Below are 26,106 nucleotides of genomic sequence, written 5' to 3'. Positions count from 1 at the left end.
GGTCTGACGGCATCGAAATCAATAAGTGTATTTCGCTGCCTTCGGGCGTTTAGGCATTGGCCAAGAGCAGGCGGAGCGGCAAAAGCGGACCGATCGCGATATATTCGTGATCCATGAGATTTTGCTTGGCCAACGGCAAGCCTTCCATGATTGCGTGAGCGTCGGCGACATCTCTCGAATCCAGCAGGAACACGGCTCCCCGGCCATCGCCTCGCGAATACCATTCGCGTATTTTTCCATCGAGATAGAGCTGCGCGGTCCGCCGGATTTCATCTGGCATGATAGCCATCACCCGCTCGCGTGTGACGCCCGCCTTCACGGTGAGGATGACCATCACTCCGGTGACTACGGGTGAGACGGCTTGCGCTTGAGCAGGGGTTGCGTGATCGTTCATGGAAGTAGCTCCTGTGAGAGTAAAGACCAGGAAGAGGTTGCAGAGCCGGGACGTCACAAACGTTCGGGCTTGGCGTTTGCGATGCTCCCGATTTGCAACTCACGTATAAGGCCACTTTCCATGAGCGACTATTCTCGATAATGTCGACGAGTTATGAAGCAGAACTTCACAGTCAGGCAGGGTGCACTCGATGGCGTGGAAGCCTTTCTGAGCGTCGCCCAGCATCGTAGTTTTCGCAAAGCAGCGGCCGAGCTGGGGGTAACGCCATCGGCAATCAGCCAGGCGGTACGCTCACTTGAGGCGCGCGTCGGCGCCGCACTTTTTATTCGCACGACGCGCAGTGTCAGCCTGAGCGAAGCCGGCGAACGATTTCACTTGCGCGCAAAGCCTGCTTTCGAGGAGCTTGTCGCGGCAAGCGAGGTCGCGCGTGACCTTGGGCAGCGGCCTGCGGGACTGCTGCGCCTCACCGTACCGCGGGCAGTGATGCCAATCCTGCTGGAGCCGCTGATCGCATCCTTCTGCCAAGCTTATCCTCAGGTCGAGGTGGAGATCGCCGCAAGCGCAGATCTGGTCGATATCGCTGCCGAGGGATTTGACGCCGGCATCCGGCTGGGGCAGTTCATTGCCGCTGACATGGTTGCGGTTCGGCTTACCCCGCCCTTTCCGCTGGTGGTCGTTGGTACCCCCGAGTATCTTCGCCGGCGGGGAAGGCCCGAACGTATCGATGATCTGCGCCAGCACGCCTGTTTGCGCATGCGCCGCTCGGACGCGTCGATCGCACCATGGTCCTTTGTCGATGGCAACAGGCCGATCGAGGCAATCGTCTCAGGCCCGCTGATTGCTCGTGATTTTCCCACCATTCTTGGTGCGGCCGGGGAGGATATGGGACTTGCACAAGTGCCTGAGCCGATTGCCCTGAGCCTGATGAAAGCAGGCAAGCTCGTGCAGGTTCTGGAGTCATTCGCGCCGTTGGCGCCGGGAGTGTTTCTATACTATCCCAACCGCCATCAAATGATGCCGAAGCTGCGTGCTTTTATCGATCACGTAAAAAGCCATTCGGGCGCTATCAGCAAAACACAAAGACGCATCGATGACAAACGAACACGCGAGCCGAAAAAGCGCTGATGTCGGAGGCGTTGACCGGCTTGAACCGGATTGTATTGAAGTTACCAGGTGCTGCGGGCCAGGATGCGAGGTCTCGACTGCGGTTGCAAGGGCGCCATTGCATCTGATACACCGCGCTGATCTGTTTCATTCAGCGCTACCATCTCCTCATTTCCATTCGGTTGTCTGGATGTATTCTAACGCTTTGTTTTAATGTGTTTTGGAACTAAAGGTCGTGCGAGACCGTTTATCTCTGACTTTGACACGGCGCTGACGTCGTGACCGGCCGGCTGGGTAAGCGGCGCTTTTGAGGAGTGTCTTAATATGAGGATTTCATCTGGATTTCGTTCGGTTGCGGTTGCCGCTATTGCTGCCGCGGGGATCGGCTTTGCCGGCGTCGCGCATGCCGATAGCGGCACGATCCGCTTTTCTGTCTATAAGGCGGCTTTCTTCGTCGGCGGCTCCGGAGGCGAGGGCACACTGACCTTCCATGGCCGCAAATATCCCATTTCGATCGGCGGCATATCGGGCGGCCTCGCCTTTGGTGCCTCCAAGACCTATTTCCAGGGCACAGTGCGCAATATTCGCCGCGCCCGCGATGTAGGCGGTGTCTACGGTGCCGCCGGCGGCGGCGGCGCGATCGGCAAGGGTGCTCAGATGATCGTCATGACCAATGACAAGGGCGCCCAGCTCGAACTGACAGGCAGGCAGGTCGGCCTGCAGGTCAACGCCGATCTCAGTGGCCTGAGCATCACCGTGAAGTAAGGTCACCAGTCCAAGCCTATGGTGCAGAAGAGCCCGATCGGCGGAATTAGCGTTCGGGCTTTTCAGGAGAAGGTATGGTTTCCTCCTTCTTTCCATGCCTCGGAAGCGCGCGATGAACAGCTTCTCCGTCGGCGTGAGATGTCGTATAGCCGCCACCCTTGACGAAGTATCAAGCCAGCCCGCTGGCACCAGTATTGCGCTGGTCATTGGAACGGGCCACGATGACGTTGTCGGCCTGGCACGGGGAGAACGATTGCTGCTCCCGGTATTGCTAAAAACAAAAGGCTCTAGACGAGCACGGCACCGCCATCCACGATTACGGATTGGCCGGTGACATAGGCATTGCGCATGAACGACAGGTATGCTTCAGCGATATCCGACGGCTCGCCGATACGTCCCACGGGCAGTTTGCCGGCCGTCGAGCGGAAGATTTGCTCCCGCGCATCGGATGGGACTCCGGACCACAGATCGGTGGCGACCATCCCGGGCGTCACAACATTGACGCGCAGAGGCGCGAGATCGAGGGCAAGCGCGCGGGTCAGGGATTCGATTGCGCCGCAAATGCTTGCCGCGAAGGCAAAACCTGCCGGCGGCCGCCGGGCCGAGGTTCCGCTCGTCAACACGATGGACCCGCCATCGCGCATGTGTGGCTGTGCCGCCTTCACGGCAGCGACCGCACCCCAATAGCGCAATTCAAAAAAGCTGCGTGCAGCCGCCAGATCGATTTCGGCGACGGGCTTGCCGAACGGCAAAGGCTCGCCGGCAGTGAAGACCAGGTGGTCGAACGCGCCGAGCGTCGTGAAGAATGCCGAGAGGGACTCCATCGACCTTACATCGACGACCGCACCTGTGGCGGTTCCTTCCGGTAAACGCGTGATGGCGCCCGCGACATTCTCTTGTTGGCTGGAAGCGATGATAACATGAGCCCCTTCATGGACGGCTCCTTGAGCCACCGCAAAGCCGATACCACGAGATCCGCCAAGGATCGCGACCCGCTTGTTATGCAACATGACTTTTCCTTTCGCAGATGTGGATGGGTTATCCGTTGAGTGCGGCCCGCCTCTTGAAGGAAAGACTACTTCGATCTAATCATTCGATCGATAATGTATCTGCCATATTAATTTATCAATCGGCCGAAATTTGGATCCTTTTCTCGACCTCATCCATTTGCTTCGCCCACGCGCCACGCTCTGGGGCGGGATCGAGGGCTATGGCCGATGGGCCGTGTCGTTCCGCAATCGGGACGACCTGCTGTTCTGCTGGCTGGAGCGCGGCGCCTGCCAGCTGATCCGAGCCGACAAGGAACCGCTCCTGCTGCAGGAAGGCGACTTCGTCCTCATCAGAACCGACAAGAGCTTTGTCCTTGCCTCGGACGCGCAAGCTGTCGCTCAGGACAGCGAGGCGATGGTCGCAGCCACAGGTAAAACGCTTCTGAGGATGGGTGCAGGCTCGGAAGCGCCTGTGGTATTACGTGGCGGGCGGTTCGTCTTCGATACGGCGAATGAGGGCCTCCTCACTTGGCTCATGCCATCCTTTGTCCATGTCATGCGTGATGACGTCTCCTCTTGGCGTGTTCGCAGTTTGCTGAGCTTGAACCTGTCGGAGTCATCGCAACCGAGAGCCGGTAGCGACTTCGTCATTACGCGCTTGATGGAATTGACATTTGTCGAGATTCTTCGCGGCGCCGTCCCTGACGCAACCCGGGAGCACAGGGGCTTGCTCGCCGGATTGAATGACCCCGTGACAGCCCGGGCGCTGACGGCACTGCACGAAGACGCCGCGAAAGACTGGACGCTGGCAGACTTGGCGCGGCTCTGCGGTGTTTCCCGATCCAGCCTTTCGAGCCGGTTCCGCAGCGTGGTCGGCATGGCGCCGATCGGCTATCTTCAGCACTGGCGCATGGCCGTTGCGAAGGATGCGTTGCGTCGCGGTGACAAAACTATTGGCGAGATCGGGCTCGCCATAGGCTTCCTGTCACCAAGCGCCTTTAGCACCGCCTTCACCCGATTTGTCGGCGTCTCGCCCAAGACGTTCGCCGCGCGGGAGCGCCAAGCCCCGTCGTGAACATGTGCCCTCGATAGCAATTGTCCCGAGCCAGCCACCGTTCCAGGCGCACGCGCACCTAGAGCCGGATGATTTTAGGTCGAGCCGACCTAAAATCTGAAATCCGTTCCAGAACCAAAGAAGTAGAGCGTGATGTCGTCCGAAATCCCCTCATACTTTTCGGCATCGTGCACAAATACAGGGGACCAGGAGCGGACGGACCTAAACGAGAGGAGCATCCCTTTTGAAGCCAGTCGATGCCTCGATGGAGCGATGCAACAAAGCCGGGATAGATACCCCCTGCTGATCCAGGCGGGCCGTGTAAGCCTTCTCAAGCCGCTCCGCCTCCTCGTCGCTCAACACGACCGACAGCGAAGCCACGGCATCGTCTATGTGCTTGGTCTGTTGGTTTCCACGCGGAACTGAGCCGATTAGGCGCATAATTTCCATTGAGAATTGAGCCATGTGAACCTTCCCCCAACGCGGTGAGCGACAGGGGCAACGGAGTGATCCACATGGGACTTTTAAACATCATCCGTCGGATGGCACTGCGCGAGAAGTTGTCGGTGCGCGAGATCAGCCGACGAACCGGATTGTCACGCAATACGATCGCGAAGTATTTGAGCGCCGGCATGATCGAGCCGAAGTTTGCGGTACCGGAACGACCGAGCAAGCTCGATCCTTTTGCCGACAAACTGGCGGGCTGGCTGAAGACTGAGGCCGGGAAGTCGCGCAAGCAGCGCCGAACGCTGAAGCAGCTTCATGCTGATCTGACGGCTCTCGGCTTTACCGGCTCCTATGGTCGGGTCGCCGCGTTCGCCCGTGACTGGCGGACTGAGCAGCAGACAGCGGGCCGCGGCATATTCGTTCCTCTGTCTTTCCGTCCGGGCGAAGCATTCCAGTTCGACTGGAGTGAAGACTATGCTGTGATAGGCGGCGAACGCACGAAGCTGCAGGTCGCCCATATCAAGTTGTCGCACAGCCGGGCGTTTCTGATCAGGGCTTACCTGCTGCAAACGCACGAGATGCTCTTCGACGCCCACTGGCACGGGTTCCGGGTGTTCGGTGGTGTGCCTGGTCGCGGCATTTACGATAACATGAAGACGGCGGTCGATCGCGTCGGCCGTGGCAAAGAACGGCAGGTCAATATCCGTTTCCTGGCGATGACGAACCACTACGTCTTTGCGCCTGAGTTTTGCAATCCCGCAGCGGGTTGGGAGAAGGGTCAGGTCGAGAAGAACGTCCAGGATGCCCGACCTCGTCTGTGGCAGCAGATGCCGGACTTTCCGGATTTGGCGACATTAAATGCCTGGCTGGAACAGCATTGCCAGGACCTGTGGCGCGAGACAGCGCATGGCACCTTGCCGGGTACGATCGCGGACGTCTGGTCGACAGAACGCCCGGTATTGATGGCGCTGCCTGCCGCGTTTGACGGCTTCGTCGAGCAGAGCAAGCGCGTCTCGCCGACATGCCTGATCACCTTCGAGCGTAATCGTTACAGTGTACCTGCATCATTTGCGAACCGGCCTGTCAGCCTGCGGATTTATCCGGAGCGACTGGTCGTGGCAGCCGAAGGCAATATCCTCTGCGAACATCCGCGGATCATAGAACGCAGCCACGACAAACCGCCACGAACGATTTACGACTGGCGACACTATCTTGCCGTCATCCAGCGCAAGCCCGGTGCCCTTCGCAACGGTGCACCCTTTGTGGAATTGCCGTTGGCCTTCCGACAACTGCAGGACCAGATGCTTCGCCGCCCCGGCGGTGATCGTGAGATGGCCGATATCCTCGCTCTTGTCCTTCATCACGATGAGCAGGTCGTTGTCAGAGCCGTGGAATTTGCCCTGGATGCGGGCGTGGCAACGAAAACGCATGTGCTGAACCTGCTGCACCGGCTGATCGACGGCAAGACGACCGACGGTCCCGATATCGACACGCCACAGGCGCTGGCCCTGCTTCACGAACCCAAGGCGAATGTCGAACGCTATGATGGTCTGCGTCTCCGGATCGCAGGAGGTCGCCATGCGTCATGATCCTGCCAGTGCGGCCGTCGTCATCATGCTGCGTAGCCTGAAGATGTATGGCATGGCCCAGGCCGTCACGGACCTGATCGAGCAAGGGGCTCCAGCTTTTGATGCGGCCGTGCCCATTCTGTCCCAGTTGCTGAAGGCCGAGATGGCCGAGCGCGAGGTTCGCTCCATCGCCTATCACATGAAAGCTGCTCGCTTCCCGGCCTACAAGGACATCTCAGGCTTCGACTTCGCCGCCAGCGAGATCAACGAGGCGACCGTGCGCCAATTGCACCGATGCGAGTTCATGGACGGGGCGCAGAATATCGTTCTCGTCGGCGGGCCGGGCACAGGAAAAACACATGTGGCGACGGCTCTTGGCGTTCAGGCGATCGAGCATCATCGCCGAAAGGTCCGCTTCTTCTCCACAATCGAACTGGTCAATGCGCTCGAGCAGGAGAAAGCCAAAGGCAAGGCGGGCCAGATCGCCGAGACCCTCGTTCGCCTCGATCTGCTCATCCTGGACGAGTTGGGATACCTCCCGTTCAGCGCCTCCGGCGGAGCGCTGCTCTTCCATCTATTGAGCAAGCTCTACGAGCGCACCAGCGTCGTCATCACCACCAATCTTAGCTTCAGCGAATGGGCCTCGGTCTTCGGTGATGCCAAGATGACAACCGCTCTCCTCGACCGCCTGACCCACCGTTGTCATATCCTGGAAACCGGAAACGACAGCTTCCGCTTCAAAGCCAGCTCGGCCGCAGCAGCCCAAAAGAGAGGAGAAAAAACCAATCCCTTGACCAAAGCCTGATCAGAAAACCATATTCAAAGGTGGCTCACTTCTCGGTGGAAAAACCGGCTCAGTTCCGCGTGGAAACCAACACTTGGTCTTCAGTGCGCCCACGATCGGCGCGGCGACCACGCGATTTCGACGTAACCACGCCAGGGAAATCTCGGCGGCGCCGACATCACGTTCCGCGGCGATGGCGTTTACCGCCTCGACGATTGCCCGATCGCTGGCCGCCGTATCCGGGTTTTGCTGAGCGCCGGACGGTTCGGTCTCCGTCCGCGTCGTCGTCATCCCCCATGGGCGGGCCAATTTCCCGCGCGCGAGCGGACTGTAGATCAGGGTCGACACACCCTCATCGGCACAGAGCGGGATCATCTCGCGTTCTTCTTCGCGCGCGACCAGATTGTAATTGTGCTGCATAGAGATGAAGCGCATCCAGCCGTTGGACTTCTGGGTGTGCAACGCTTTGGCAAACTCCCACGCCTTCATCGACGAGGCGCCGAGATAGCGTACCTTGCCTGCTTTCACTGCGTCGTGAAGCGCTTCGAGCGTTTCCTCCCACGGGGTCAGCTGGTCGCGGCGGTGTATCTGGTAGAGATCGATATAGTCCGTGCCGAGCCGCCGCAGGCTGTGATCAAGTTCAGCCATGATGGCCTTGCGCGATAGCCCGATCGCATTGGGGCCATTGCGTGTCGCGCCCGCAACCTTGGTGGCGATGACGATGGCATCTCTGTTCACGAAACCCTTGATCGCGCGCCCGAGGAATTCCTCGCTTGTGCCGGTAGAGTACATGTTGGCTGTGTCGAAGAAGTTGATCCCGGTCCTGAGGGCGTGATGGATCAACTCCCGGCTCGAGCTTTCTTCCACTGACCAGGCCGGATGGCCCTTGGCCGGATCGCCGAACCCCATGCAACCGATGCAGACGGGCGACACGTCGAGTCCCGAATTGCCGAGCTTTACATATTGCATAAACGCCTCCACCGTATAGAAACGGACATATGTCCGATTTCTCGATATGGATATGGACAATTGTCCGTTTAGTCAAGGCTCATGACCCAAACCCATAAGCGTCGCGCCGACGCCCGCACCAATCGCGACCGCATCCTGGCTGTCGCACGAGACGCCCTTGCAATCGATCCAGCGGCCTCGCTGCATTCCATCGCCAAGGCGGCGGGCGTGGGGCAGGGCACGCTGTACCGCCACTTCCCGACCCGGGAATCGCTCGTCCTCGGCATCTATCGCGATAGTATCGACGAGCTGGTGAGCCTCGCACCATCGCTCCTCGAGGCGTTCAAGCCACTCGAAGCCTTCCGAAGATGGGCGGAGCGGTTCGTCGATTACGGCCGCAAGAAGCAGGGTGTCGCGGATATGCTGCGGGCCGCTATGACCGACCAGGACTTCCGGGAAACCTATTGGCCCATGGTCGACGCCGTCAGGCTTCTGATGGACGCTTGCGTCGATGCGGGCGAAGTTTCGAAGCCGGTCGATGCCGAGGACTTTCTGCAGTTGCTCGCCTTGCTCACCCAACTACCGCCTACAGCGGAAGGCACAGCACGCAGCGAGCGCCTGCTAAAGCTAGCCTTCCACGGGCTGGAGCGAAGTGAGGATCACTGAGGCTGCCGGTAACTCGGACGATTGGCAGCTTACTCGTCGCTCACAGCCAGAAGCCGATTGACCTCCAAGGTCCCAAACGTAGCCGGCGCAATTGTAACGTTGAAGAGAAATCCAGCCGGTGCGCGCCTGCGTCAAAAGGTTAGCGAAGGGCCTGGCTGTCGCTCAATTGCTATTCCGTGCTACCGACGGAGCAACTTACGCTACAATAGCCAAAACTATCCGGCTGTATCCCCCGTCACTCCCACTCGATCGTGCCGGGCGGCTTCGAAGTGACGTCGTAGACCACGCGGTTGATGCCGCGGACTTCGTTGATGATGCGGGTCGCGGCGCGGCCGAGGAATTCCATGTCGTAGTGATAGAAATCCGCCGTCATGCCGTCGACGGAGGTGACGGCGCGCAGCGCGCAGACGAATTCGTAGGTGCGGCCGTCGCCCATGACGCCCACGGTCTGGACCGGCAAGAGTACGGCGAAGGCCTGCCAGATGGCGTCGTAGAGGCCGGCCTTGCGGATCTCGTCGAGATAGATGGCATCGGCTTCGCGCAGGATTTCCAGCTTCTCGCGGGTGATGCCGCCGGGGCAGCGAATTGCGAGGCCGGGACCGGGGAAGGGATGGCGGCCGATGAAGCTGTCGGGCAGGCCGAGCTCTTTGCCGAGCACGCGCACTTCGTCCTTGAAGAGTTCGCGCAGCGGCTCGACGAGCTGCATCTTCATGCGCTCCGGCAGGCCGCCCACATTGTGGTGCGACTTGATGGTGACCGAGGGACCGCCGGTGAAGGAAACGCTCTCGATGACGTCGGGATAGAGCGTGCCCTGGCCAAGGAAATCGGCACCGCCGAGCTTCTTGGCCTCATCCTCGAAGGTCTCGATGAAGAGGCGGCCGATGATCTTGCGCTTGGTTTCGGGGTCGGAAACACCCTCGAGCTCGCCGATGAAGCGGTCGGAAGCATCGACATGGATCAAATGCAGGTTGTAGTGCTCGCGGAACATGGCGACGACGTTTGCCGCCTCGTCCTTGCGCATCAGGCCGTGATCGACGAGAATGCAGGTCAGCTGGTCGCCGACTGCTTCGTGGATCAGCAGCGCGGCAACGGAGGAATCGACACCACCGGAAAGAGCGCAGATGACGCGCTTGTCGCCGACCTGATCGCGGATCGCCTGAACCGCCTTGGCGCGATAGGCCGACATCGACCAGTCGCCCTTGATGCCGGCGATATTGTGGATGAAGTTGCCGATCAGCTTGGCGCCATCGGGCGTATGCACGACTTCCGGATGGAACTGCACGCCGTAATATTTGCGCTTCTCGTCGGCGATAAAGGCGTAAGGCGCATTCGAGGACGTCGCGACCACTTCGAAACCTTCCGGCAGCGCGGTGACGCGGTCGCCGTGGCTCATCCAGACCTGATGGCGCGAACCGTTGGACCACAATCCTTCGAAGAGAGCGCAATCCTTGTCAACTTCCAGGAAGGCGCGGCCGAATTCACGGTGATGGCCGCTCTCGACCTTGCCGCCGAGCTGCATGCACATGGTCTGCTGGCCGTAGCAGATGCCGAAGACCGGGATGCCGCTGTCGAAGATGATCTGCGGCGCCCGCGGCGAGCCTTCGTCCACGGTCGAGGCCGGACTGCCCGACAGGATCACGGCCTTCGGCTGCAGCCGCTTGAAGCCGGCTTCGGCGGATTGGAAGGGAACGATTTCGCAGTAGACGCCCGCTTCGCGCACACGCCGTGCGATGAGCTGCGTCACCTGGCTGCCAAAATCGACGATGAGAACGGTATCGGGATGTGCTGTCTGGGTCATGACGAGCCTTTAATGAAAAGCGCTTTCCCTGGCAATCGGGCAAATCACGCGAGAGCCGATTTTATTGTCCCGATTGTCCTTACTTCGCTTAGTTTCTGGCCCCTCAGAACCAGAATACGCCGTCTTCCAGCGCCGTAAACAGGCCGTCGACGGCATAGGAGAGTTTGCGGTCGATCACATGCAGATATTCCGTCCAGTCGGAAATGTGCTGCAGATCGACCTTCCCGTCGGAAATGCCCCGCAGGCCGATCAGCGGCAGGCCATAGGTCTGGCAGGCGCGCAGCACCGCGAAGGTTTCCATGTCGACCATGTCGGTGCCGATGCGCTCATAGGCCTCCGCGCCGGAGACGATATTGGCGCCGGTCGAAAGGCTGCCCTCCGCAATGGTCGGGATGCGCAGCGGCAGTTCGATCGTCGCGGGCAGATCGAGAAAGGGCGTACGGCCTTTCTCGAAGCCGAGCGGCGAGGCATCCATGTCGCGGTAGGAAACCGAGGTGACTTGGTAGACTTCCGTCTGTTCCAGCCTGGCGGAACCAGCCGAGCCGAGCGACACCACGAGATCGGGAAGATCGCCCTGGGCTTCGAGCTGCGCGAAGGCGCGGGTAAGCGCGATGGCCGCCTCCACCGGCCCGACGCCGGTCATCAGCGGATCGATGCGCGAGCGCAGGAACGGGCCATACTCGGCCTCGGCCGCCATGACGAACAGGATCGATTTGCCCGATACCCGCTTCAGTTCGAATTTCATCCGCTAATTCCCTCTCTGCCCCGGATGACCATCATCGTTCCCGTCATCGAGGCGATCAGCTTGGCTGGCCCATCGCCGATGGCATAGCCGCGACCGTCGGCGACGATGATCGTCGTGCCGGGCTTGGTGACATCGCCGCGAAACAGGAAGCGCTCGCCGCGCCCCGGCGACATCAGATTGATCTTGAATTCGATCGTCAGGATCGATGCGGAAGGGTCGATGACGCTATAGGCGGCAAAGCCGCAGGCCGAATCCAGCGCCGCGGCGATGATGCCGGCGTGCAATATGCCATGCTGCTGCGTCAGCTTGATATCGAAGGGCAGCTCGATCTCGACCGTTCCGTGCTCGACGCGCGTCAGCTCTGCGCCGATTGTCGCCATGGCGGCCTGCCGCTCGAAGCTGGTCCTGATACGGCTCCGAAAATCGCCGATGGTCCCCGTGTCGTCTGCGCCTGTCATGCCGTCCCCTTTCGCGGGTGCGAAATTGGCACGGGGAGGCGGTTTGGACAAGGGTTATCCGGTGGAAAAGCGGAGGCGTTCCAGCCTCCACTCCCGACATCGAATTTCCACGATCGGATCGCCATGCTATCGAAGCGATGATGCTTGTGGCGAGGGCGCAGATGACGACGATCCGGCAATCGGTGGATGCCTACGAGACCTGGATGCGGGCGCAGCTCGGCGCCGATCTGGTCGAGGCGGGTCTGGCAAAGAAGCACAAGCTGATGAAGGCCGACAGCTTCTCCTTCCTGCGCGGCACCTATTGGCGTTGGGCGGAAACCATCCTCGACGTCTGCCCCGAGCTCAAGAGCGCGCCGCAATTGCTGGCGATCGGCGATACGCATCTGGAAAATTTCGGCACCTGGCGCGATGAAGAAGGCCGCCTCGTCTGGGGCGCCAATGATTTCGACGAGGCGGCCGTCATGCCCTATGCGCTCGATCTCGTGCGCCTTGCCACGAGTGCCATGCTGGCGCGCGGCGAGGACGGCCCGACGCTGCGTGTTGTTGCCGACAGCATCCTCGCCGGCTATCGCCGCGGACTGCGCGAGCCGTCTCCCGTCATTCTCGAGCGCGATTACAAATGGCTGCGCAATGCCGTCTTGCTGCCGAATGCCGAGCGCAAGGCCTTTTGGGAGAAATACCGCAACCTGCCGCCGGCGACGGATCCCGTGGCGGACCGCTACCTCAAGGCACTGCGCAAGGCATTGCCCGAACCAGCGACGACATTCGAGCCGAAACCGCGTCTGGCCGGCACCGGCAGCCTGGGCCGTCCGCGCTTCATCGCCTATGTCGAATGGCGCGGCGGCCCGGTATTGCGCGAGGTCAAGGCGCTTCTGCAATCCGGCTGGTCGCTGAAGCACGATCCGTCGGACAGAACGATCCGGACGGGTATTATCGCCGGCGGGCGGGCGCGCTCACCCGATCCGCGCTATCAGGTGGACGGAGGCTTGCTGGTGCGCCGGCTCTCGCCCAACAGCCGCAAGATCGAAGTCGACGGTGATGCCGAGGTGCTGCTGTCGCCTGACATGCTCAATCTGATGGGGTTTGAAATCGCCAATTGTCACGCCAACGATGCTTCGCTCGTTCCCGGTATTCTGGCCGATGTCGATGCGCGCAATGCCGATTGGCTGCGTGTGGCCGCCAAGGCGGCGGCCGCAGCGGTCACGGCGGAGCAGGTGGAATTTGCGGGAAGAGGCTAAGGCCGGCGAACCGGTCAATGCCCAGCAGCTTCCAGGATCAGATGGGCGATTGTATCGGGATGCGAGATCAACGAGAGATGGCTGGCCTTCATCTCGATCGTCGTCGCGCCCATCCGCTTGGCCATGAAGCGTTCCAGATCCGGATTGATCGTCCTGTCTTCGGTGGAAACCGCATACCAGCTGGGCTTGCTGCGCCAGGCGGCCTGCGTGGTCTTGCCGGACAGAAGCGCCTTCTGGAAGGGCTGCTGCACGGCATAGAGCACCTCGGCCTTGGCCTTAGGCAAGTCGCCGGCGAAGTCGCGCAGGAACGCTTCCTCGGTCAGCCGTCCTTCGTCGCCATCAAAGACGATGCCGGCTGATGCCGGCGGTGTCGGATATGTCTTGGCGAGCGCCGTATAGTCTTCGCCGGCATCCGGTGCGCGGGCGGCGACATAGACGAGCGCGGAAACCTTCGGATGCACACCGGCTTCGGTGACGATCATGCCGGAGAAGGAATGGCCGACGAGGACAGTCGGGCCGTCCTGACGATCGAGAACCCGCTGCGCGGCCCCCACCGCTTCCGGAAGTGTCGTCAACGGATTTTGTACCGCCGTGCAGTTCAGCCCCCTGGACTGCAGCCGGGTGATAACCTCCGTCCAGCAGGAGCCGTCTGCGAAAAGTCCGTGGGCCAGGACGACATTGCGTGCCTTCAATGGCGCAGACTTAACCGCTCCGGATGCGGGTGCCGCATTGCTGGCGGCCACGCCGCGCGCGGAAATGAGGGAGGCAGCGGCGCCGGCGATAACGGCGGTCGAGAAACTCCGTCTGGTCAACATCATGATCGTGATCCTTATGGTTGGAGGATTAATAGGCGCCAGAAAGCCGTCCGCGCCGAATGTCGGAGCGGCAAAGCTTCTGAAATTCTGTATGTCTCGGAGCGGCATATGATCAAACGCGCGGATCAAATATGGCCGATCCTGTATTCCTGTTCAGCGTCGAGCTTGCCTTGTGTATGCAAAGCGGAGGCTGTTGATTGTTTGTGTATTCGAAGTGGCGGATTTGGTCAATAATTGGATGCGTAACGGTTGCGTGATGGGTTATATGTATGCGGACACAATGAGGTGATATGCTTTTGCATACAGCCTTGGTTGACCTTGCCGAGGTAGGAGCGATGGTGGGCGACGCTGTTGAAGATCGCGAGTTGCTGTCGGAGCGTATTCACAGCCCGAAACCATCGTGCAGGCTATAGCAGAAGAGGATGGGGAAATGGCGTCGCGGCCCATGTGGAGACATATGCTGAATGCCGCGACGGCATTGCGGCGCTTTATCGAGGCAGCAAGCTTACCTGAGCATTGCAGCCAAAGTCCGGCTCAGCCGCGGGCGATCCGCACGATATGCTGATCCCAGGCGACATCGCTGTGCGCACCGAGGAAATTGCCGTCGTAGGATGAGACGGCAAAACCATGCCGTGCCGGCGCGATGCCAGCCGCATCGGCGATGCTCTCCACCTTCAGCACCTTGCCCGTCGTCGCATCCAGCGTAACCGAAGTTCCTTCGATCGGTGATGTCACACCGACCAGATTTTCGGCGCGATTGACGGCGATGGCACCGACGTAATTGCCAAGCGCCCGCGTCGTCTCGTCGGGCAGGGTGACGAAGCTCAGGTCCTCGCCTCTCGCGAAATGGCCGACAAGCGGCGGCAGGTCGTTGCGATGCCCTTCATATTGGCAAGCGAACCAGACCCGGCCACTGGCGTCGATATCGACATGCCGGGTCGAGACCTGGGCATATTGCGCCGGCAGCGTATGTTTTTCGATCAGCTGGCCGCTCGCGGCGTCGATCAGCGTCAGCGACGGTTCCATATGATCGAGATTGAGCTTGGTGCGGCCGAAATCCGGATGGGTCTCGATGCCGCCATTGGCGACGATCAGGAACCGGCCGTCATCTGAAACCGTCATGTCGTGCGGGCCGACGCCATAGGTCTCGTATTCGCCGATGCGGGCAAAACGGTTGCTGCTGTCGTAGAGCCCGATGATGCCGCGATTATTGTCGAAATCGTTCTCGCTGGCATAGAGCAGCCTGCCATCCGGCGAAAACGTGCCGTGCCCGTAGAAATGCCGACCTTCTCTGGCGGAAATGACGATCGGCTCGGCCTTGTTCCAGGGATCGAAGATCATTGCATAGGTGCCGGGCCGGCGCGCGAAGGCGACGGTCTTGCCGGTCGCCTTGGAAAAAGCCATGCCGTGGGCGCGGGCAGGCAGCGCCACCTGATCGATGATGCGGCCCTGTTCGGTCACCGTCGCAACGGCGAAGGAGCCGTCGGCGGCGCGGATGCCGGAGGCATAGACCGCATCCGCCCGCTCCAGCGCCATCAAGGCATCAGGCTTCAACGCTGCCAGGAAGGTCAGTCCTGCCGCCTTGACGAAGGCTCTCCGATCGATCAGTCCGCTGCGCATGCGCCCCGAGCGGGATGATTTTAGGTCTGTTCGACCTAAAATCATCCGCTCTAAAATCGAAGAAGTAGAACATGATGTCGCCCGAAAACCGCAGACACTTTTCGGCATCATGTTCTAGTCTCCGTCCGCGAAGGAGAAGCCGGCCGAAAGGCCGATGGCGCCGCCGTACTCGTCGCTGAAGCTGGTGGCGAGATCGCGGCTGACGGAGAGCAGTTTGTCGATCTTGGCGCGCTCCGCATCGTTGGCAATGGCCGCCTCAACATCCGGATCGATCGATGACGCTGTCGTTGCAAGCTCGTTTAGGAGGTCGTCGATCTTGGTGGCGACAGCGCGCTTGTCTGTCGGCAGCAGGCTTGCCATCTCGGCCTTTTCCCAGAGCGTCTTCAGGCCTTCGATATTGCCCGTAAACGAGGTCCATGTATTGGCCGAGCGCCAGTAGATCGCCATCTTCGGCCGCGCCGCCGCCGGATCGCCCTTGTAGAAGGTTTCCAGCCGCTGGTCGCGCATATTGGCGGCGCTGTGCACGAGGATGCCGAGCAGTGCGGTGACGGCCTCCTTGTTGTCCATGAAATCGTCGCTGGTCTTGCCCGGGAATTTCCAGGATTTCTGCACGCCGTCGGGCGCGTCCCATTCGTCGGCGATTTCCTTGGCGGTGTTTTCGATGTTGCCGGCAACCGCCGCGCCATAGCGGCAGCGGAAGCTCTGCTTCTCCTTGCCGAGGACATCGGAGCCGTTGCCGAAGAGCACATATTCCAGCGCCGTCATGCTCATCAGCGCCACGCTCTTGCCGGCGACGGCTTCGACGGTCGTATCCTGCTCGTCGGCCTTAGCGATCAGCGCCTGCACCTGCTTGAGGCCGACGCCCTTGCGGTCGGGATAGAAGAGGATATGCTCGAAGCGGTTCTGTTCGATGATCGGGCCGGTATCGACGATCTCGATGCGCGACCAGCTCTTCACGGTGTCGCCGAAAGCCGATTTGGCGCCGGAAAGGGTGGCGTCCGTAGGATCGGCGCAAAGCGTCTTCATCGCGGCAGTCAGTTTCGAGGCGGAGTCGTGCATGGCGCGGTAGCCGGGACGAATCACGTCATCCACCGCCTTCTGCAAGGTTGCCGGCACCGCTGCCTCATTCAACCCCGTACCAGTGGTCGTCGCATCCTCGGCATGAGCAGGCAGGGCCGCAACGGTAAGCAGCAGGCCGAATGCAAGGCATTTCCATTGGCGCATCAGAGGGACTCCAGAAAGTTGATGAGGGCTTGCCGGTCGTCCTTCGAAAGACCGGCGAATGCGTTGCGGGCTTTTTCCGCCTCTCCTCCATGCCAGAGGATGGCTTCGGTCAGCGTACGGGCGCGGCCGTCATGCAGATAGGCCTGCCGGCCGCTCACCGTCTGTGCCAGGCCTATACCCCAGAGCGGCGGCGTGCGCCAATCGCGACCGGATGCCACGCCCACCTGCTGTCCATCCGAAAGGCCTTCGCCCATGTCGTGCAGCAGGAAATCGGAATAGGGCCAGATCAGCTGGAAAGCCTGCGGCGAATCCTTGCCGTCGCTGCCCTTCAAGCCGTCCCGCGTCACGAATTTCGGTATGTGGCAGGCAGCGCAGCCGGAGCGGTAAAACATCTCCTTGCCGTGCAAGACGGCGGACTGGCTCGTCGCGCGTCGGGCCGGCACGGCGAGATTTTCGGAATAAAAGGTGACGAGGGGCAGCACGGGGTCCGGCGCTTCCGTGTCGCCCAGCCGCTTCTGCACGCCAGTCGGCATTGTCAGGCAGTGGGCTTCCTTGGGCGTGCAGTCGCCATAGGGGTTTGGCCGGTCGGGCGTCGAAATGCCGATATCGGCGGAAAAGGCGTCGGCCACCTGGTCGCGCACGGTCGCGTTCTGTGCTTTCCAGCCGAATCGGCCGAGCGCGATCTTACCAGTGCGATGATCGCGGACGATGGCGGGGCGGCCGCGTATGCCGGTGCCTTTTTTGTCGTCCGGGTCGGCATTGGCGATAATATCGGCATTCGGAATGGCTTCGATCAGTCCGAGCCCAATCATCGGTGGCGCGATGCGTGGCGAAAGGGTGGTGCTTGCATCCAGCGGACCATAGGCGAGATCGCTGACGCCGTAATGCGGCTTGCGCAAGGTCACGGTTTCCCCGCCGGCAAGCGTCACCGTCTCCTCGCTATAGCTGACGGTCACCTTGCCTTCGGCCGCAAGGCCGGGGACGGCTAGATCCTGCAGCTGTGCCCCGTACGTCGAATCCGGAAAATTGAGTGCGTGAAAATCCTTGACGGCCTGCTCTTCCTCCGGCGTCACGGCGGGCCGCGCAAGGCGCAAGACCATCGAGGTCGCGGCAGCGCCCGCTTCCTCGGGCGGATGGCCGCGCCCGTCGCGAATATGGCAGCTCTGGCAGGAGCGGGCATTGAACAGCGGCCCCAGCCCGTCGGAAGCCTGGGTGGAGGAGGGGGCGGAGACCCAGAGCTTGCGAAAGAGTGCGTTTCCGAGATGAAAATCCTGACCCTGTTGTGGGTCTAGCTTGGCCGAAGGCTGGGAGAAAATATCGCGCGTGACCTTGTCGATCGAGGTCAGGCCGCCGCCCTGCATCGTCTCATAGGGTTCGGCCTTGAGGAAGTTGCTGGTTGCGCGGGTCACGTCGCGCACGCGCTTCAGCTCTTCCGTAGAGAGATCGCTACGCGTGCTCGGAAAATCGAGAATATCGGCGGCTGCCAGCGTGATGGAAAAAACCAAAAAACCCGCAGCGAGGGCGGGTAAAAGGGCGCGATTGGCCGGGATGCGTGTCATGGGTGTCGGGGCGGCAACGCCTTGTCGCGCTGCCGCCATCCCTTATTACTTCTTGGTGAAGACGGCGTTCGGGTTGTCCAGGCTGTCCGAACCTTCGAGCTTGATCGTGCCGAGATCGAGAGCGGCGATGACCCGCTGGATGCTCTTCGTCTGGTCGAGCAGGCCGTCGATGGCCTTCTGCACGGTGGCGTTGCCTTCCTTGTTGCCCTCGCCGATCATCTGATCGTATTTCTCGACCGTCTCGCCGCGATGCACCATCGCCTTCATGGCGGCAAGCGTCGCGTCGAGCTTGCCTTCCATTTCCTTGTCGAGCGCCGGATCCTTGGCCTTGACCAGATCGTGCAGCGACGGGCCCTTCAGCTTGGTGCCGTCGACGCGAGTGTAATTGCCGGTATAGGCAGACGCGATGCCGATGGCGTCGCCATTGTGCTCGTTATAGGTATTGTCGGAGAAGCAATCCTGCTCTTCTTCCGGATCGTGCAGCAGCAAGCCGAGCTTCATGCGCTCGCCGGCAAGTTCACCGTAGGAAAGCGAGCCCATGCCGGTCAGGATGGTGGTCAGGCCGGCCTTCGGATCGGCTTCCACATGCTTGGTGGCTTCGCCGTCCGGCGCCCACTTGTCGGTCATCTCCTGCAAATCCGAAACCAGCAGCGTCGAGGCCGATTTCAGATATTCGGCGCGGCGGTGGCAATTGCCGTGCGTGCAATTCTTCAGATCGTAATCGGTGGCGGGACGTTCGCCGGCACCGGCGTTGGTGCCGTGCAGATCCTGGCCCCAGAGCAGGAATTCGATGGCGTGATAACCCGTCGCGACATTGGCCTCGACGCCGCCGGCCTGATGCAGCGTGCCCGAGAGGAATTCCGGTGTCAGATGCGAAGCGTCGACATCCTTGCCGTTGATCTTGATCGTCTTGTTGGCGATGACATTCGCGACATAGAGCGCGTTCTCATCGCTTTCCGTGCCGTAGGAGGCGTCGACATAATCGATCAGTCCTTCGTCCAGCGGCCAGGAATTGACCTTGCCTTCCCAATCGTCGACGATCGGGTTGCCGAAGCGGTAGACTTCCGTCTGCGCATAGGGAACACGGGCCTTGATCCAGGCCGCACGTGCCGCCTTCAGCGTCTTGTCGCTGGGGTTGGCGAGCAGAGCATCGATCGCCTTGTCGAGTGCCTTCGCCGTCGTCAGCGCATCCTCATATTTGGCATGTGCCAGGTCCGCATAATGCTTGAGAACGGCGGCCGGCTCGGGAGCGGCTGCAAGAGCCGGCAGGCTGAATGCGGCGGTCGTGACAACGGCCACCGCGAACGCGGCGCCAATTCTGTTTTTCAGTTTCATGTTCCTCTCCTGTGACAGCGGGGGCACCGTCAAAACTTGGCAATTTGTGTCATGTATGAAAAACAAACTTGTGTCAAACGCTCTAGTTTAGAACGATTTTAAGGCGAGAGACCAAGGGTTTAACGCCGCAAGCGAAATGGATTCGCTTGCGAATGCGCAGATATGAGGCGCTTGATATTGAGTCAGCGGGCAGTGGAAGCGAGGCTCGCTCGCCGCCAGCTTACATTTTCCGTTGAAGGCGGCTGAAGAAGAAGCCGTCGGTATCGGTAGAGGCCGGTGTCAGGGTAATGGTCTTGCCGTCGGAGGAGCGCGGCTTTGCGACATCCTTGCCGAACAGCCTCTCCCAGGAGCTCAGGGTTTCCACCACTTCGAAATCCGGATTCTGGGCTGCGAAGCGGTTTACCTGCGCCTCATTCTCCTCCGGTAGCACCGAGCAGGTGACGTAAAATAGCGCCCCGCCGGGACGGACGAACTCTCCGGCTTGCGCCAAGGCTTCCTGTTGCTGGCTGGTGCGTTCGTCGAGGTTTTTCTGTGTCAGCCGCCATTTGGTATCGGGACGCCGCCGCCAGGTGCCAGTGCCGGTGCAGGGAGCATCGACCAACACCTTGTCGAACTTGCCGCGCAGTTGGAGCAGGCCGTTGCGGTCATCGTGGACTTGAACGTTGCGGGTGCCGGCCCGCTTCAGCCGCTCGATGATCGGTGCCAGCCGCCGCCGGTCGCTGTCATAGGCATGGACCTGGCCCTTGTTGTGCATCGCGGCCGACATGGCGAGCGTCTTGCCGCCACCGCCGGCGCAATAATCAAGCACCTGGTCGCCTTCATCAGGCAGGACCAGATCGGCGACGATCTGCGAGCCTTCATCCTGCACCTCGAACCAGCCCTTCTGGAACGAAAGTTCGGCCGTGACGTTCGGCAGGCGGGATGCGCCTTCTCCGGCGGGAATACGGATGCCGAAACGGGCGATGTTCGATGGCTGCCCACCGGCGCGCTCCAGGGCCTTCACGACTTTGGAGCGGTCGGCCTTCAGCGCATTGGCGCGAAGGTCGAGCGTCGGGCGCTCGGCAAGGGCCTTGGCTTCGGCAAGCCAGCCATCGCCGAAGGCTTGGCTGAAGGAGGGCTCGACCCATTCGGGAATATCACCCTGGACGTGACGAGGCGCATCTTCGAGCTTGCGGGCCGCAAAGGCGGCCAATGTTTCGGCGCTCGGCGCCTCGGGTGCGAATTTATCGCCGTCCAGCTCGGCAGCCAGCGCCTCCGGCGTCAGGCCCCATTGGCGGAAGAGTACGGCATGGGCAAGCGCGGACGCGCTGTCGTCTCCCATCAGCCAGGCATGCGAAAGCCGCATGCGCAGGGCGTCATAGACGATGTTGCCGATCGCGGCCCTGTCGCCGGAGCCGGCGAAGCGATGGGCCAGGCCCCAATCTTTCAGGGCATCGGCCACCGGTCGCTTGCGCGCTTCGATATCGGCAAGAACTTCGATGGCCCCCTGCAATCGGCCGCCCAGACGCATTCACACTCTCCTGCTCGCGCGTGACCCGGAACCCGTTGGAGCTCATCTTGGGACTCTGCGCCCTACCAAAAATCGCTGACGGCTCGCCAATCCGCGTAAATAGTGCCCAAGGCGGCGGATTTTGAGACGTCTCAATCGCGTGGTAGCCGCGATTGGCCGAGAGAGCAAGCGTCATGCCGATTGCCGGATGGTTCCGGCTTGCGACGATTACTTCGAGGCGACGACCTCGTAACAGACTTTGGCGGTACCCGAAGCGACCATGCCGATGTTCTGTGCGGCAGCGCGGGAGAGATCGAGAACACGTCCGCGAATGAAAGGCCCACGGTCGTTGATGCGAACGACGACGCTGCGGCCATTGTGCTTGTTGGTGACCCTGAGACGCGTGCCGAAGGCGAGCGAGCGGTGGGCTGCAGTAAGATTTCTGGAACTCATACGTTCCCCGGAAGCAGTTCGGGAGCTTCCCCCGTACCATGAAGCGCCTCCGCAGCCAGCGGATGCAAATGCCGGAGTCGAAACGACAGCAATGGAGGCGGATATAGTTGCGGCGATTGCCAAAGAACGTGCGATTTTCTTCAAACCGATTTTTCCCTCAAGCTATTGAACTTGCGCCCTGGGTAGGCGGCGGGGCTTAAATCAGGCCAAAAATGGCGAAAAAGTGCCACCATCGATCACGGAATGTTACAATCTGTAACATTTGTGATATTAAGGGAATACTAGGGCTATTCAGCGGATTTGCTTGATTGTGGAAAAAACCCAATAAAATCAGTTAAAAATGGAACGAATTTTCTCGTAAGCATCGACCGATGCCAGGCATCACAAAAATCGGAAAAATAATTTTCCGGCTTTGCCATAATCGCTGCCGCATTTGTGCAATTTTAGAGGTCATTAACCATAAATGCGGAGCAAATTGAACTAAGGCAGCCGGCTAAGTAGGAATTTTCATGCGATATAGCGGGGATACCGGGAGCAATTTCTCAGCCGCGCCATGCTCCAGAGGACCAGAGTTCGGCAAGCGACATGCGATACTCTGGGTAGCGGAACTGGAAGCCGAGCGCGCGCAGTTTCGCGTTCGAAACGCGCTTGTTCTCGCCATAGAAGGAGCGTGCCATCGGCGTCAGCTCAGCTGTTTCGAAAGGCTGTTCCGGTGGCGGTTCGACGCCCATCAGGCGGGCGGCCTCGGCAACGACATCCTGCGGCGGTGCAGGTTCGTCATCGGTGACATTATATATGCCGCCGAGCTTGCGATCGGACAGGAAGCGGGCACATGCGCCGATATCCTCGACGCGGATGCGATTGAACACCTGGTTCGCCTTGATGAGCCGCCGCGCGGTTCCCTTTTCCAGATTGCAGAAGGCATTGCGGCCCGGGCCGTAAATGCCGGAAAGCCGCAGCACGGCAACGGGGAGGCCGAGCCGGATGCCGACGCGCAGCCAGCCGTCTTCTGCCTCTACCCGCTCGACGGAGCGATCGGCGATTGGATGCAGTGATGTCTGCTCGCTGACCCAAGCGCCCTTATGGTCGCCATAGACCCCGACGGTCGAGAGATAGCAGATCCATTCCAGCTTCGGCATCAACGCCTTGAGATTGAGCTGTGCCAGCCGCAACAGTGGATCGCCTGATTTGCCCGGTGCGATCGATTGCACCAGATGCGTGGCGCTTTGCATCGCCTCGGCAAGAGCCGGGTCGAGGGTCTCGCCATCGAAGACGAAGGCCTCGATGCCATCTTTCGTCAGCTGCTCGGCCTTGTCGGCGGAGCGGGTGGTACCGGTGATGCGAATGCCGGAGCCGGCGAAGGCCTTGGCGATGGCCGTTCCGGAATAGCCGCAGCCGAAAATCATCACATGCATCACGATACCCCTGCCAGTTTCCATTCGCCGCGGACTTCTTCGTCCGCCTCGTCATTTCTTTCTGCCGCAAACGCGCGGAATTCGCCAGCCGTCATCAGCCGGGACAGCGCCCAGACCGCCATGCCGCGCACGACTGGCGAGGGATCTCCAGCCAGTTGGCGACATCTCTCTATAAGGGAGCGATCGCCCGAATTGCCGGCAGCGATCAGCACATTGCGGATGAAGCGGTCGCGACCGATACGCTTGACCGGCGAACCGCTGAAGAATGTGCGGAAGCTTGCATCATCCAGATCGAGCAGGAAGGCGATGGACGGTTCCTTGAGATCGTCTCGAGCCACCAGCTTCATCTCCGAGGCGGCACTGGCGAACTTGTTCCAGGGGCAGGCGGCAAGACAGTCGTCGCAGCCGTAGATGCGGTTGCCGATCAACGGCCGAAGCTCAGGATCGATCGGACCCTTGTGCTCAATGGTCAGATAGGAAATGCAGCGACGCGCATCGAGCTGATAGGGGGCCGGGAAGGCAGCGGTCGGGCAGACGTCGAGGCAAGCCCGGCAGGAGCCGCAATGGTCAATCTCCGGCTCATCGGGCTCGAGATTGGCCGTGGTGAACATCGAGCCGAGAAAGAGCCAGGAGCCAAAGCCACGGCTGACGAGATTGGTATGCTTGCCCTGCCAGCCGAGGCCGGCAGCCGCTGCCAGAGGCTTCTCCATGACCGGTGCGGTATCGACGAAGACCTTGACGTCCTCTTTCGAGCGCGCCGCGAAGCGGGTGGCGATCTCCTTCAGCCGTCCTTTTATGACATCGTGGTAGTCACGGTTCCGGGCGTAGACCGATATTGCCGCCTTATCCCTCTTCTCCAGGATGCCGCGCGGGTCTTCCTCGGGGCCGTAATTGAGGCCGAAGACGACGATGGACCGCGTCTCGCTCCAGAGTACGCGCGGATCGCCTCGGCGGTCGCGGGTCTCCTCCATCCAGCCCATGGTGCCGTGATAGCCCTTGTCGAGAAACTGGCTGAGCCGGACGGCCGCTTCCGGAATGGCATCCGGCCTGGTGATGCGACAGAGATCGAAACCCTGAGCACGCGCTTCCTCTCGCACGAAAGCCGTCAGCGTGCTTCTGCGCTTGTCCACTTTTTCCGTTTCGCGATCATCGGGCATATCGAGCCCTCGTCATAGCAATTCCAGGATAAGGTGCGTTAGCGGTTTTCCGTTCGGAATTGCGTGAAAAACGCCCTAGAAATCCAGATCGGCGTAATGTGAGACCGGGGTGACACCGCGCACACGCTCTGCCAGGATCGGCCGGAAGGAAGGGCGCGACTTCAGCCGCTGATACCATTCCTTGGCAACAGGCGATTCCGTCCAGTCGATCTCGCCCAGATAATCTAGCACGGAAACCGAGGCCGCGGCGGCGAGATCGGCATAGCTCAGCCGTTCGCCGGCCAGCCACTGCCGCGAACCTGCGAGCCAGGAAAGATACTTCATATGCTGGCGGATATTGCCGCGCGCCATGCGCATGACTTTGGAATCCGGCGCGCCGCCGCCCTGTTCGGCGGTCATCTGAAGCTTGAAGACGCGCTCGCGCGTCAGCGGCCGCGTCACATCCTGCTCCATCTTCTGCATGAACCATTCCGTCAGCCGGCGGATTTCGGCGCGCTGGAACGGATCTTCGGCCAGAAGCCGGCGGTCGCGCTTCAGGACACCATGCGTCTCGTCAAGATATTCGGAAATGACCGAGGCACCGCAGAGCGCCCGCATGCTGTCATCGACGTAGACAGGCAGGGTGCCAGCCGGGTTCAGCGCCAGGAAATCGCGGCGCTTTTCCCAGGTCTGTTCCTCGATCAGCTCCGTCTGATAGCCATATTCCGTCAGGATCAGACGAACGAACCGGGAGGAAGATGACATTGGGTGATGATACAGCGTCGGCATTGGTACTCGGGTGTTTCTGATTGATGCTACGGAAGTCTTTTCGGTCGCGATCCTGCGGCCCTAGTCATTTGTCATCGGTTGAAGCTATAGGATCTTGGCCTAGTTTGCACAAGCGAATCGGGCCGCCCTGCCGTTAGACAAAGGACACGATATGGCTGAACAAATTGTTATCGCGTTGGTTTTAGGCCTTGTGGAGGGGCTTACGGAGTTCATTCCGGTTTCCTCGACAGGCCATCTGATACTGCTTGGACATTTTCTCGGCTTCAAATCGGCCGGTACTTTTGAAGTTTTGATCCAGCTCGGCGCGATTCTCGCCATTCTGCTTGTCTATTTCAATCGCCTCGTCCAGATCGCCAAGGCGCTCCCCGTCAGCGCCAAGGCCCGTCACTTCGTGCTCGCCGTCCTGTTCGGCTTTCTGCCTGCTGCCGTCATCGGCGCGCTGGCGCATGATTTCATCAAGACCGTGCTGTTCGATTCGCCGAAGGTCATCTGTATCTCGCTGATCCTCGGCGGCATCGTTCTGCTCGTCATCGACAAGATCGAGTTCAAGCCGAAATACACCAGCGCCTACGAATTTTCCTGGCCCATGGCGGTCAAGATCGGCTTCTTCCAGTGCCTGGCCATGATCCCGGGAACGTCGCGCTCCGGTTCCACCATCGTCGGTGCCCTGCTGCTCGGTGCCGATAAGCGTTCGGCCGCCGAGTTTTCCTTCTTCCTCGCCATGCCGACAATGGTCGGCGCCTTCACGCTGGATTTGTGGAAGAGCCGCCACGATCTCAGCTTCGCCGATGGTCAGCTGATCGTCATCGGCTTCTTCATGGCCTTCATCTCGGCGCTCTTTGTCGTGCGCGCGCTGCTCGACTTCGTATCCCGCCGTGGTTACGCCCCCTTCGCATGGTGGCGCATTGCAGTCGGCGCAATCGGTCTCATCGGTCTCTATTTCGGCTGAGACCGACCGTCGAGGCTGATATCCTGGAAAAAGTGAAGGCCGGTCAAAACCGGCCTTTTTCATACCCGATCAGTTCGGGGAGGATGCGTCGATGGAACCCGTCGTGCAGGGGTCGACGCCGTAGGTCGGCGCACATTCGCCCTTGATCGAGGCGATGCTGCCGCGAGCCACGAAGGAGCCTGCGAGAATCACCAGTGCCGCGCACGCAAACAGAAGCGCGATAGACTTGCCCATCGAAGAATGCCTTTCCGCAGAAGTGTGAAGCGCGCCACGGACCGGTCTGTTGTTCGAGTCTGAGACGCGCGGCTGTGTTAGTCAGTGAGATGAGCAATAGCAATAAATGTTCATATTAAATTTGACGTTA

Annotated in this window: 26 protein-coding genes; 8 read left to right on the top strand and 18 right to left on the bottom strand. The window is 60.5% G+C overall.

Going from position 1 to position 26,106, the window contains the following annotated elements; genetic code table 11:
* Nucleotides 1-49: 49 nt before the first annotated feature.
* Complete coding sequence (locus tag GDN47_RS16900) at nucleotides 50-394, bottom strand: hypothetical protein (protein WP_233788606.1); 345 nt, start codon at nucleotides 392-394, stop codon at nucleotides 50-52.
* A 153-nt stretch (nucleotides 395-547) separates the two neighbouring features.
* Here GDN47_RS16900 and GDN47_RS16895 point away from each other — a divergent pair, with 153 nt between their 5' ends.
* Nucleotides 548-1,519: a LysR substrate-binding domain-containing protein gene (locus GDN47_RS16895; protein ID WP_152093832.1), complete on the top strand. Its 972-nt coding sequence runs from the start codon at nucleotides 548-550 to the stop codon at nucleotides 1,517-1,519.
* 303 nt (nucleotides 1,520-1,822) lie between these two features.
* Complete coding sequence (locus tag GDN47_RS16890) at nucleotides 1,823-2,263, top strand: lipid-binding SYLF domain-containing protein (RefSeq protein ID WP_069611058.1); 441 nt, start codon at nucleotides 1,823-1,825, stop codon at nucleotides 2,261-2,263.
* Between the two features lie 287 nt (nucleotides 2,264-2,550).
* On the opposite strand, the gene GDN47_RS16885 is transcribed toward GDN47_RS16890, so the two are convergent.
* Nucleotides 2,551-3,273, bottom strand: coding sequence for an SDR family oxidoreductase (locus tag GDN47_RS16885; protein ID WP_152093831.1), 723 nt, complete (start codon nucleotides 3,271-3,273; stop codon nucleotides 2,551-2,553).
* A 130-nt stretch (nucleotides 3,274-3,403) separates the two neighbouring features.
* Between GDN47_RS16885 and GDN47_RS16880 the strand changes: the two genes are divergently transcribed.
* Nucleotides 3,404-4,327 carry an AraC family transcriptional regulator gene (locus tag GDN47_RS16880; RefSeq protein ID WP_113329904.1) on the top strand — a complete coding sequence of 308 codons (924 nt, stop codon included), beginning with the start codon at nucleotides 3,404-3,406 and terminating at the stop codon, nucleotides 4,325-4,327.
* Nucleotides 4,328-4,528: 201 nt separating this feature from the next.
* Here the strand turns inward: GDN47_RS16880 and GDN47_RS16875 are convergent, their stop codons facing one another.
* Nucleotides 4,529-4,771, bottom strand: coding sequence for a hypothetical protein (locus GDN47_RS16875; protein WP_152093830.1), 243 nt, complete (start codon nucleotides 4,769-4,771; stop codon nucleotides 4,529-4,531).
* 50 nt (nucleotides 4,772-4,821) lie between these two features.
* Here GDN47_RS16875 and istA point away from each other — a divergent pair, with 50 nt between their 5' ends.
* The gene (istA, locus tag GDN47_RS16870; protein WP_152093829.1) at nucleotides 4,822-6,342 is read left to right on the top strand and encodes an IS21 family transposase; all 1,521 of its coding nucleotides are present in this window, start codon (nucleotides 4,822-4,824) and stop codon (nucleotides 6,340-6,342) included.
* Nucleotides 6,332-7,126 (top strand): IS21-like element helper ATPase IstB, encoded by a 795-nt coding sequence (gene istB / locus GDN47_RS16865; RefSeq protein WP_152093828.1) that lies wholly within the window; start codon nucleotides 6,332-6,334, stop codon nucleotides 7,124-7,126. Before istA ends, istB begins: the two co-directional genes overlap by 11 nt.
* On the opposite strand, the gene GDN47_RS16860 is transcribed toward istB, so the two are convergent.
* Nucleotides 7,127-8,074 (bottom strand): aldo/keto reductase, encoded by a 948-nt coding sequence (locus GDN47_RS16860; protein ID WP_152093827.1) that lies wholly within the window; start codon nucleotides 8,072-8,074, stop codon nucleotides 7,127-7,129.
* A gap of 81 nt (nucleotides 8,075-8,155) precedes the next feature.
* On the opposite strand from GDN47_RS16860, the gene GDN47_RS16855 reads away from it, so the two are divergent.
* Entirely contained in the window at nucleotides 8,156-8,719 is a 564-nt protein-coding gene (locus GDN47_RS16855; protein ID WP_152093826.1) for a TetR/AcrR family transcriptional regulator, read from the top strand.
* A 235-nt stretch (nucleotides 8,720-8,954) separates the two neighbouring features.
* Here the strand turns inward: GDN47_RS16855 and guaA are convergent, their stop codons facing one another.
* The 3 genes from guaA to GDN47_RS16840 form a co-directional block, all read right to left on the bottom strand.
* A complete protein-coding gene (gene guaA / locus GDN47_RS16850; protein WP_069611063.1) occupies nucleotides 8,955-10,517 on the bottom strand; it encodes a glutamine-hydrolyzing GMP synthase in 1,563 nt (520 codons plus the stop codon).
* Between the two features lie 103 nt (nucleotides 10,518-10,620).
* Nucleotides 10,621-11,262 (bottom strand): 5'-methylthioadenosine/S-adenosylhomocysteine nucleosidase, encoded by a 642-nt coding sequence (locus tag GDN47_RS16845; RefSeq protein WP_069611064.1) that lies wholly within the window; start codon nucleotides 11,260-11,262, stop codon nucleotides 10,621-10,623.
* Nucleotides 11,259-11,720 (bottom strand): PaaI family thioesterase, encoded by a 462-nt coding sequence (locus GDN47_RS16840; RefSeq protein WP_152093825.1) that lies wholly within the window; start codon nucleotides 11,718-11,720, stop codon nucleotides 11,259-11,261. Before GDN47_RS16840 ends, GDN47_RS16845 begins: the two co-directional genes overlap by 4 nt.
* Before the next feature lie 161 nt (nucleotides 11,721-11,881).
* Between GDN47_RS16840 and GDN47_RS16835 the strand changes: the two genes are divergently transcribed.
* Entirely contained in the window at nucleotides 11,882-12,958 is a 1,077-nt protein-coding gene (locus GDN47_RS16835) for a DUF2252 family protein (RefSeq protein WP_152093824.1), read from the top strand.
* A gap of 14 nt (nucleotides 12,959-12,972) precedes the next feature.
* On the opposite strand, the gene GDN47_RS16830 is transcribed toward GDN47_RS16835, so the two are convergent.
* The 10 genes from GDN47_RS16830 to GDN47_RS16780 all read right to left on the bottom strand — a co-directional run bounded on the left by GDN47_RS16830 (nucleotide 12,973) and on the right by GDN47_RS16780 (nucleotide 24,793).
* Nucleotides 12,973-13,776, bottom strand: a complete 804-nt coding sequence (locus GDN47_RS16830) for an alpha/beta fold hydrolase (protein ID WP_152093823.1) — start codon at nucleotides 13,774-13,776, stop codon at nucleotides 12,973-12,975.
* A 531-nt stretch (nucleotides 13,777-14,307) separates the two neighbouring features.
* A complete protein-coding gene (locus GDN47_RS16820; protein ID WP_152093822.1) occupies nucleotides 14,308-15,393 on the bottom strand; it encodes a DUF1513 domain-containing protein in 1,086 nt (361 codons plus the stop codon).
* A 114-nt stretch (nucleotides 15,394-15,507) separates the two neighbouring features.
* Nucleotides 15,508-16,617, bottom strand: coding sequence for an imelysin family protein (locus tag GDN47_RS16815; protein WP_152093821.1), 1,110 nt, complete (start codon nucleotides 16,615-16,617; stop codon nucleotides 15,508-15,510).
* Nucleotides 16,617-18,176: a di-heme oxidoreductase family protein gene (locus GDN47_RS16810; protein WP_152093887.1), complete on the bottom strand. Its 1,560-nt coding sequence runs from the start codon at nucleotides 18,174-18,176 to the stop codon at nucleotides 16,617-16,619. The genes GDN47_RS16815 and GDN47_RS16810 overlap by 1 nt, the downstream gene beginning before the upstream one ends.
* 45 nt (nucleotides 18,177-18,221) lie before the next feature.
* Nucleotides 18,222-19,511 carry an imelysin family protein gene (locus tag GDN47_RS16805; protein ID WP_152093820.1) on the bottom strand — a complete coding sequence of 430 codons (1,290 nt, stop codon included), beginning with the start codon at nucleotides 19,509-19,511 and terminating at the stop codon, nucleotides 18,222-18,224.
* Between the two features lie 220 nt (nucleotides 19,512-19,731).
* Nucleotides 19,732-21,021 (bottom strand): RsmB/NOP family class I SAM-dependent RNA methyltransferase, encoded by a 1,290-nt coding sequence (locus tag GDN47_RS16800; RefSeq protein ID WP_152093819.1) that lies wholly within the window; start codon nucleotides 21,019-21,021, stop codon nucleotides 19,732-19,734.
* A 207-nt stretch (nucleotides 21,022-21,228) separates the two neighbouring features.
* Nucleotides 21,229-21,597, bottom strand: a complete 369-nt coding sequence (locus tag GDN47_RS16795) for a septal ring lytic transglycosylase RlpA family protein (protein WP_069611070.1) — start codon at nucleotides 21,595-21,597, stop codon at nucleotides 21,229-21,231.
* A gap of 398 nt (nucleotides 21,598-21,995) precedes the next feature.
* Nucleotides 21,996-22,868 carry an SDR family oxidoreductase gene (locus GDN47_RS16790; protein ID WP_152093886.1) on the bottom strand — a complete coding sequence of 291 codons (873 nt, stop codon included), beginning with the start codon at nucleotides 22,866-22,868 and terminating at the stop codon, nucleotides 21,996-21,998.
* The gene (queG, locus tag GDN47_RS16785; protein ID WP_152093818.1) at nucleotides 22,868-24,025 is read right to left on the bottom strand and encodes a tRNA epoxyqueuosine(34) reductase QueG; all 1,158 of its coding nucleotides are present in this window, start codon (nucleotides 24,023-24,025) and stop codon (nucleotides 22,868-22,870) included. Before queG ends, GDN47_RS16790 begins: the two co-directional genes overlap by 1 nt.
* A gap of 75 nt (nucleotides 24,026-24,100) precedes the next feature.
* The gene (locus GDN47_RS16780) at nucleotides 24,101-24,793 is read right to left on the bottom strand and encodes a glutathione S-transferase family protein (RefSeq protein WP_015338534.1); all 693 of its coding nucleotides are present in this window, start codon (nucleotides 24,791-24,793) and stop codon (nucleotides 24,101-24,103) included.
* Nucleotides 24,794-24,944: 151 nt separating this feature from the next.
* Here GDN47_RS16780 and GDN47_RS16775 point away from each other — a divergent pair, with 151 nt between their 5' ends.
* Entirely contained in the window at nucleotides 24,945-25,742 is a 798-nt protein-coding gene (locus tag GDN47_RS16775; protein ID WP_145633623.1) for an undecaprenyl-diphosphate phosphatase, read from the top strand.
* A gap of 69 nt (nucleotides 25,743-25,811) precedes the next feature.
* On the opposite strand, the gene GDN47_RS32030 is transcribed toward GDN47_RS16775, so the two are convergent.
* Nucleotides 25,812-25,976, bottom strand: a complete 165-nt coding sequence (locus GDN47_RS32030) for a hypothetical protein (protein ID WP_047628464.1) — start codon at nucleotides 25,974-25,976, stop codon at nucleotides 25,812-25,814.
* Nucleotides 25,977-26,106 lie beyond the last annotated feature (130 nt).

The sequence above is a fragment of the Martinezella dioscoreae genome (genome assembly GCF_009176305.1).
Lineage (GTDB): Bacteria > Pseudomonadota > Alphaproteobacteria > Rhizobiales > Rhizobiaceae > Rhizobium > Rhizobium dioscoreae.
The sequence above is the reverse complement of the archived record's forward strand: the minus strand, read 5'-3'. Positions and strand labels throughout refer to the sequence as shown.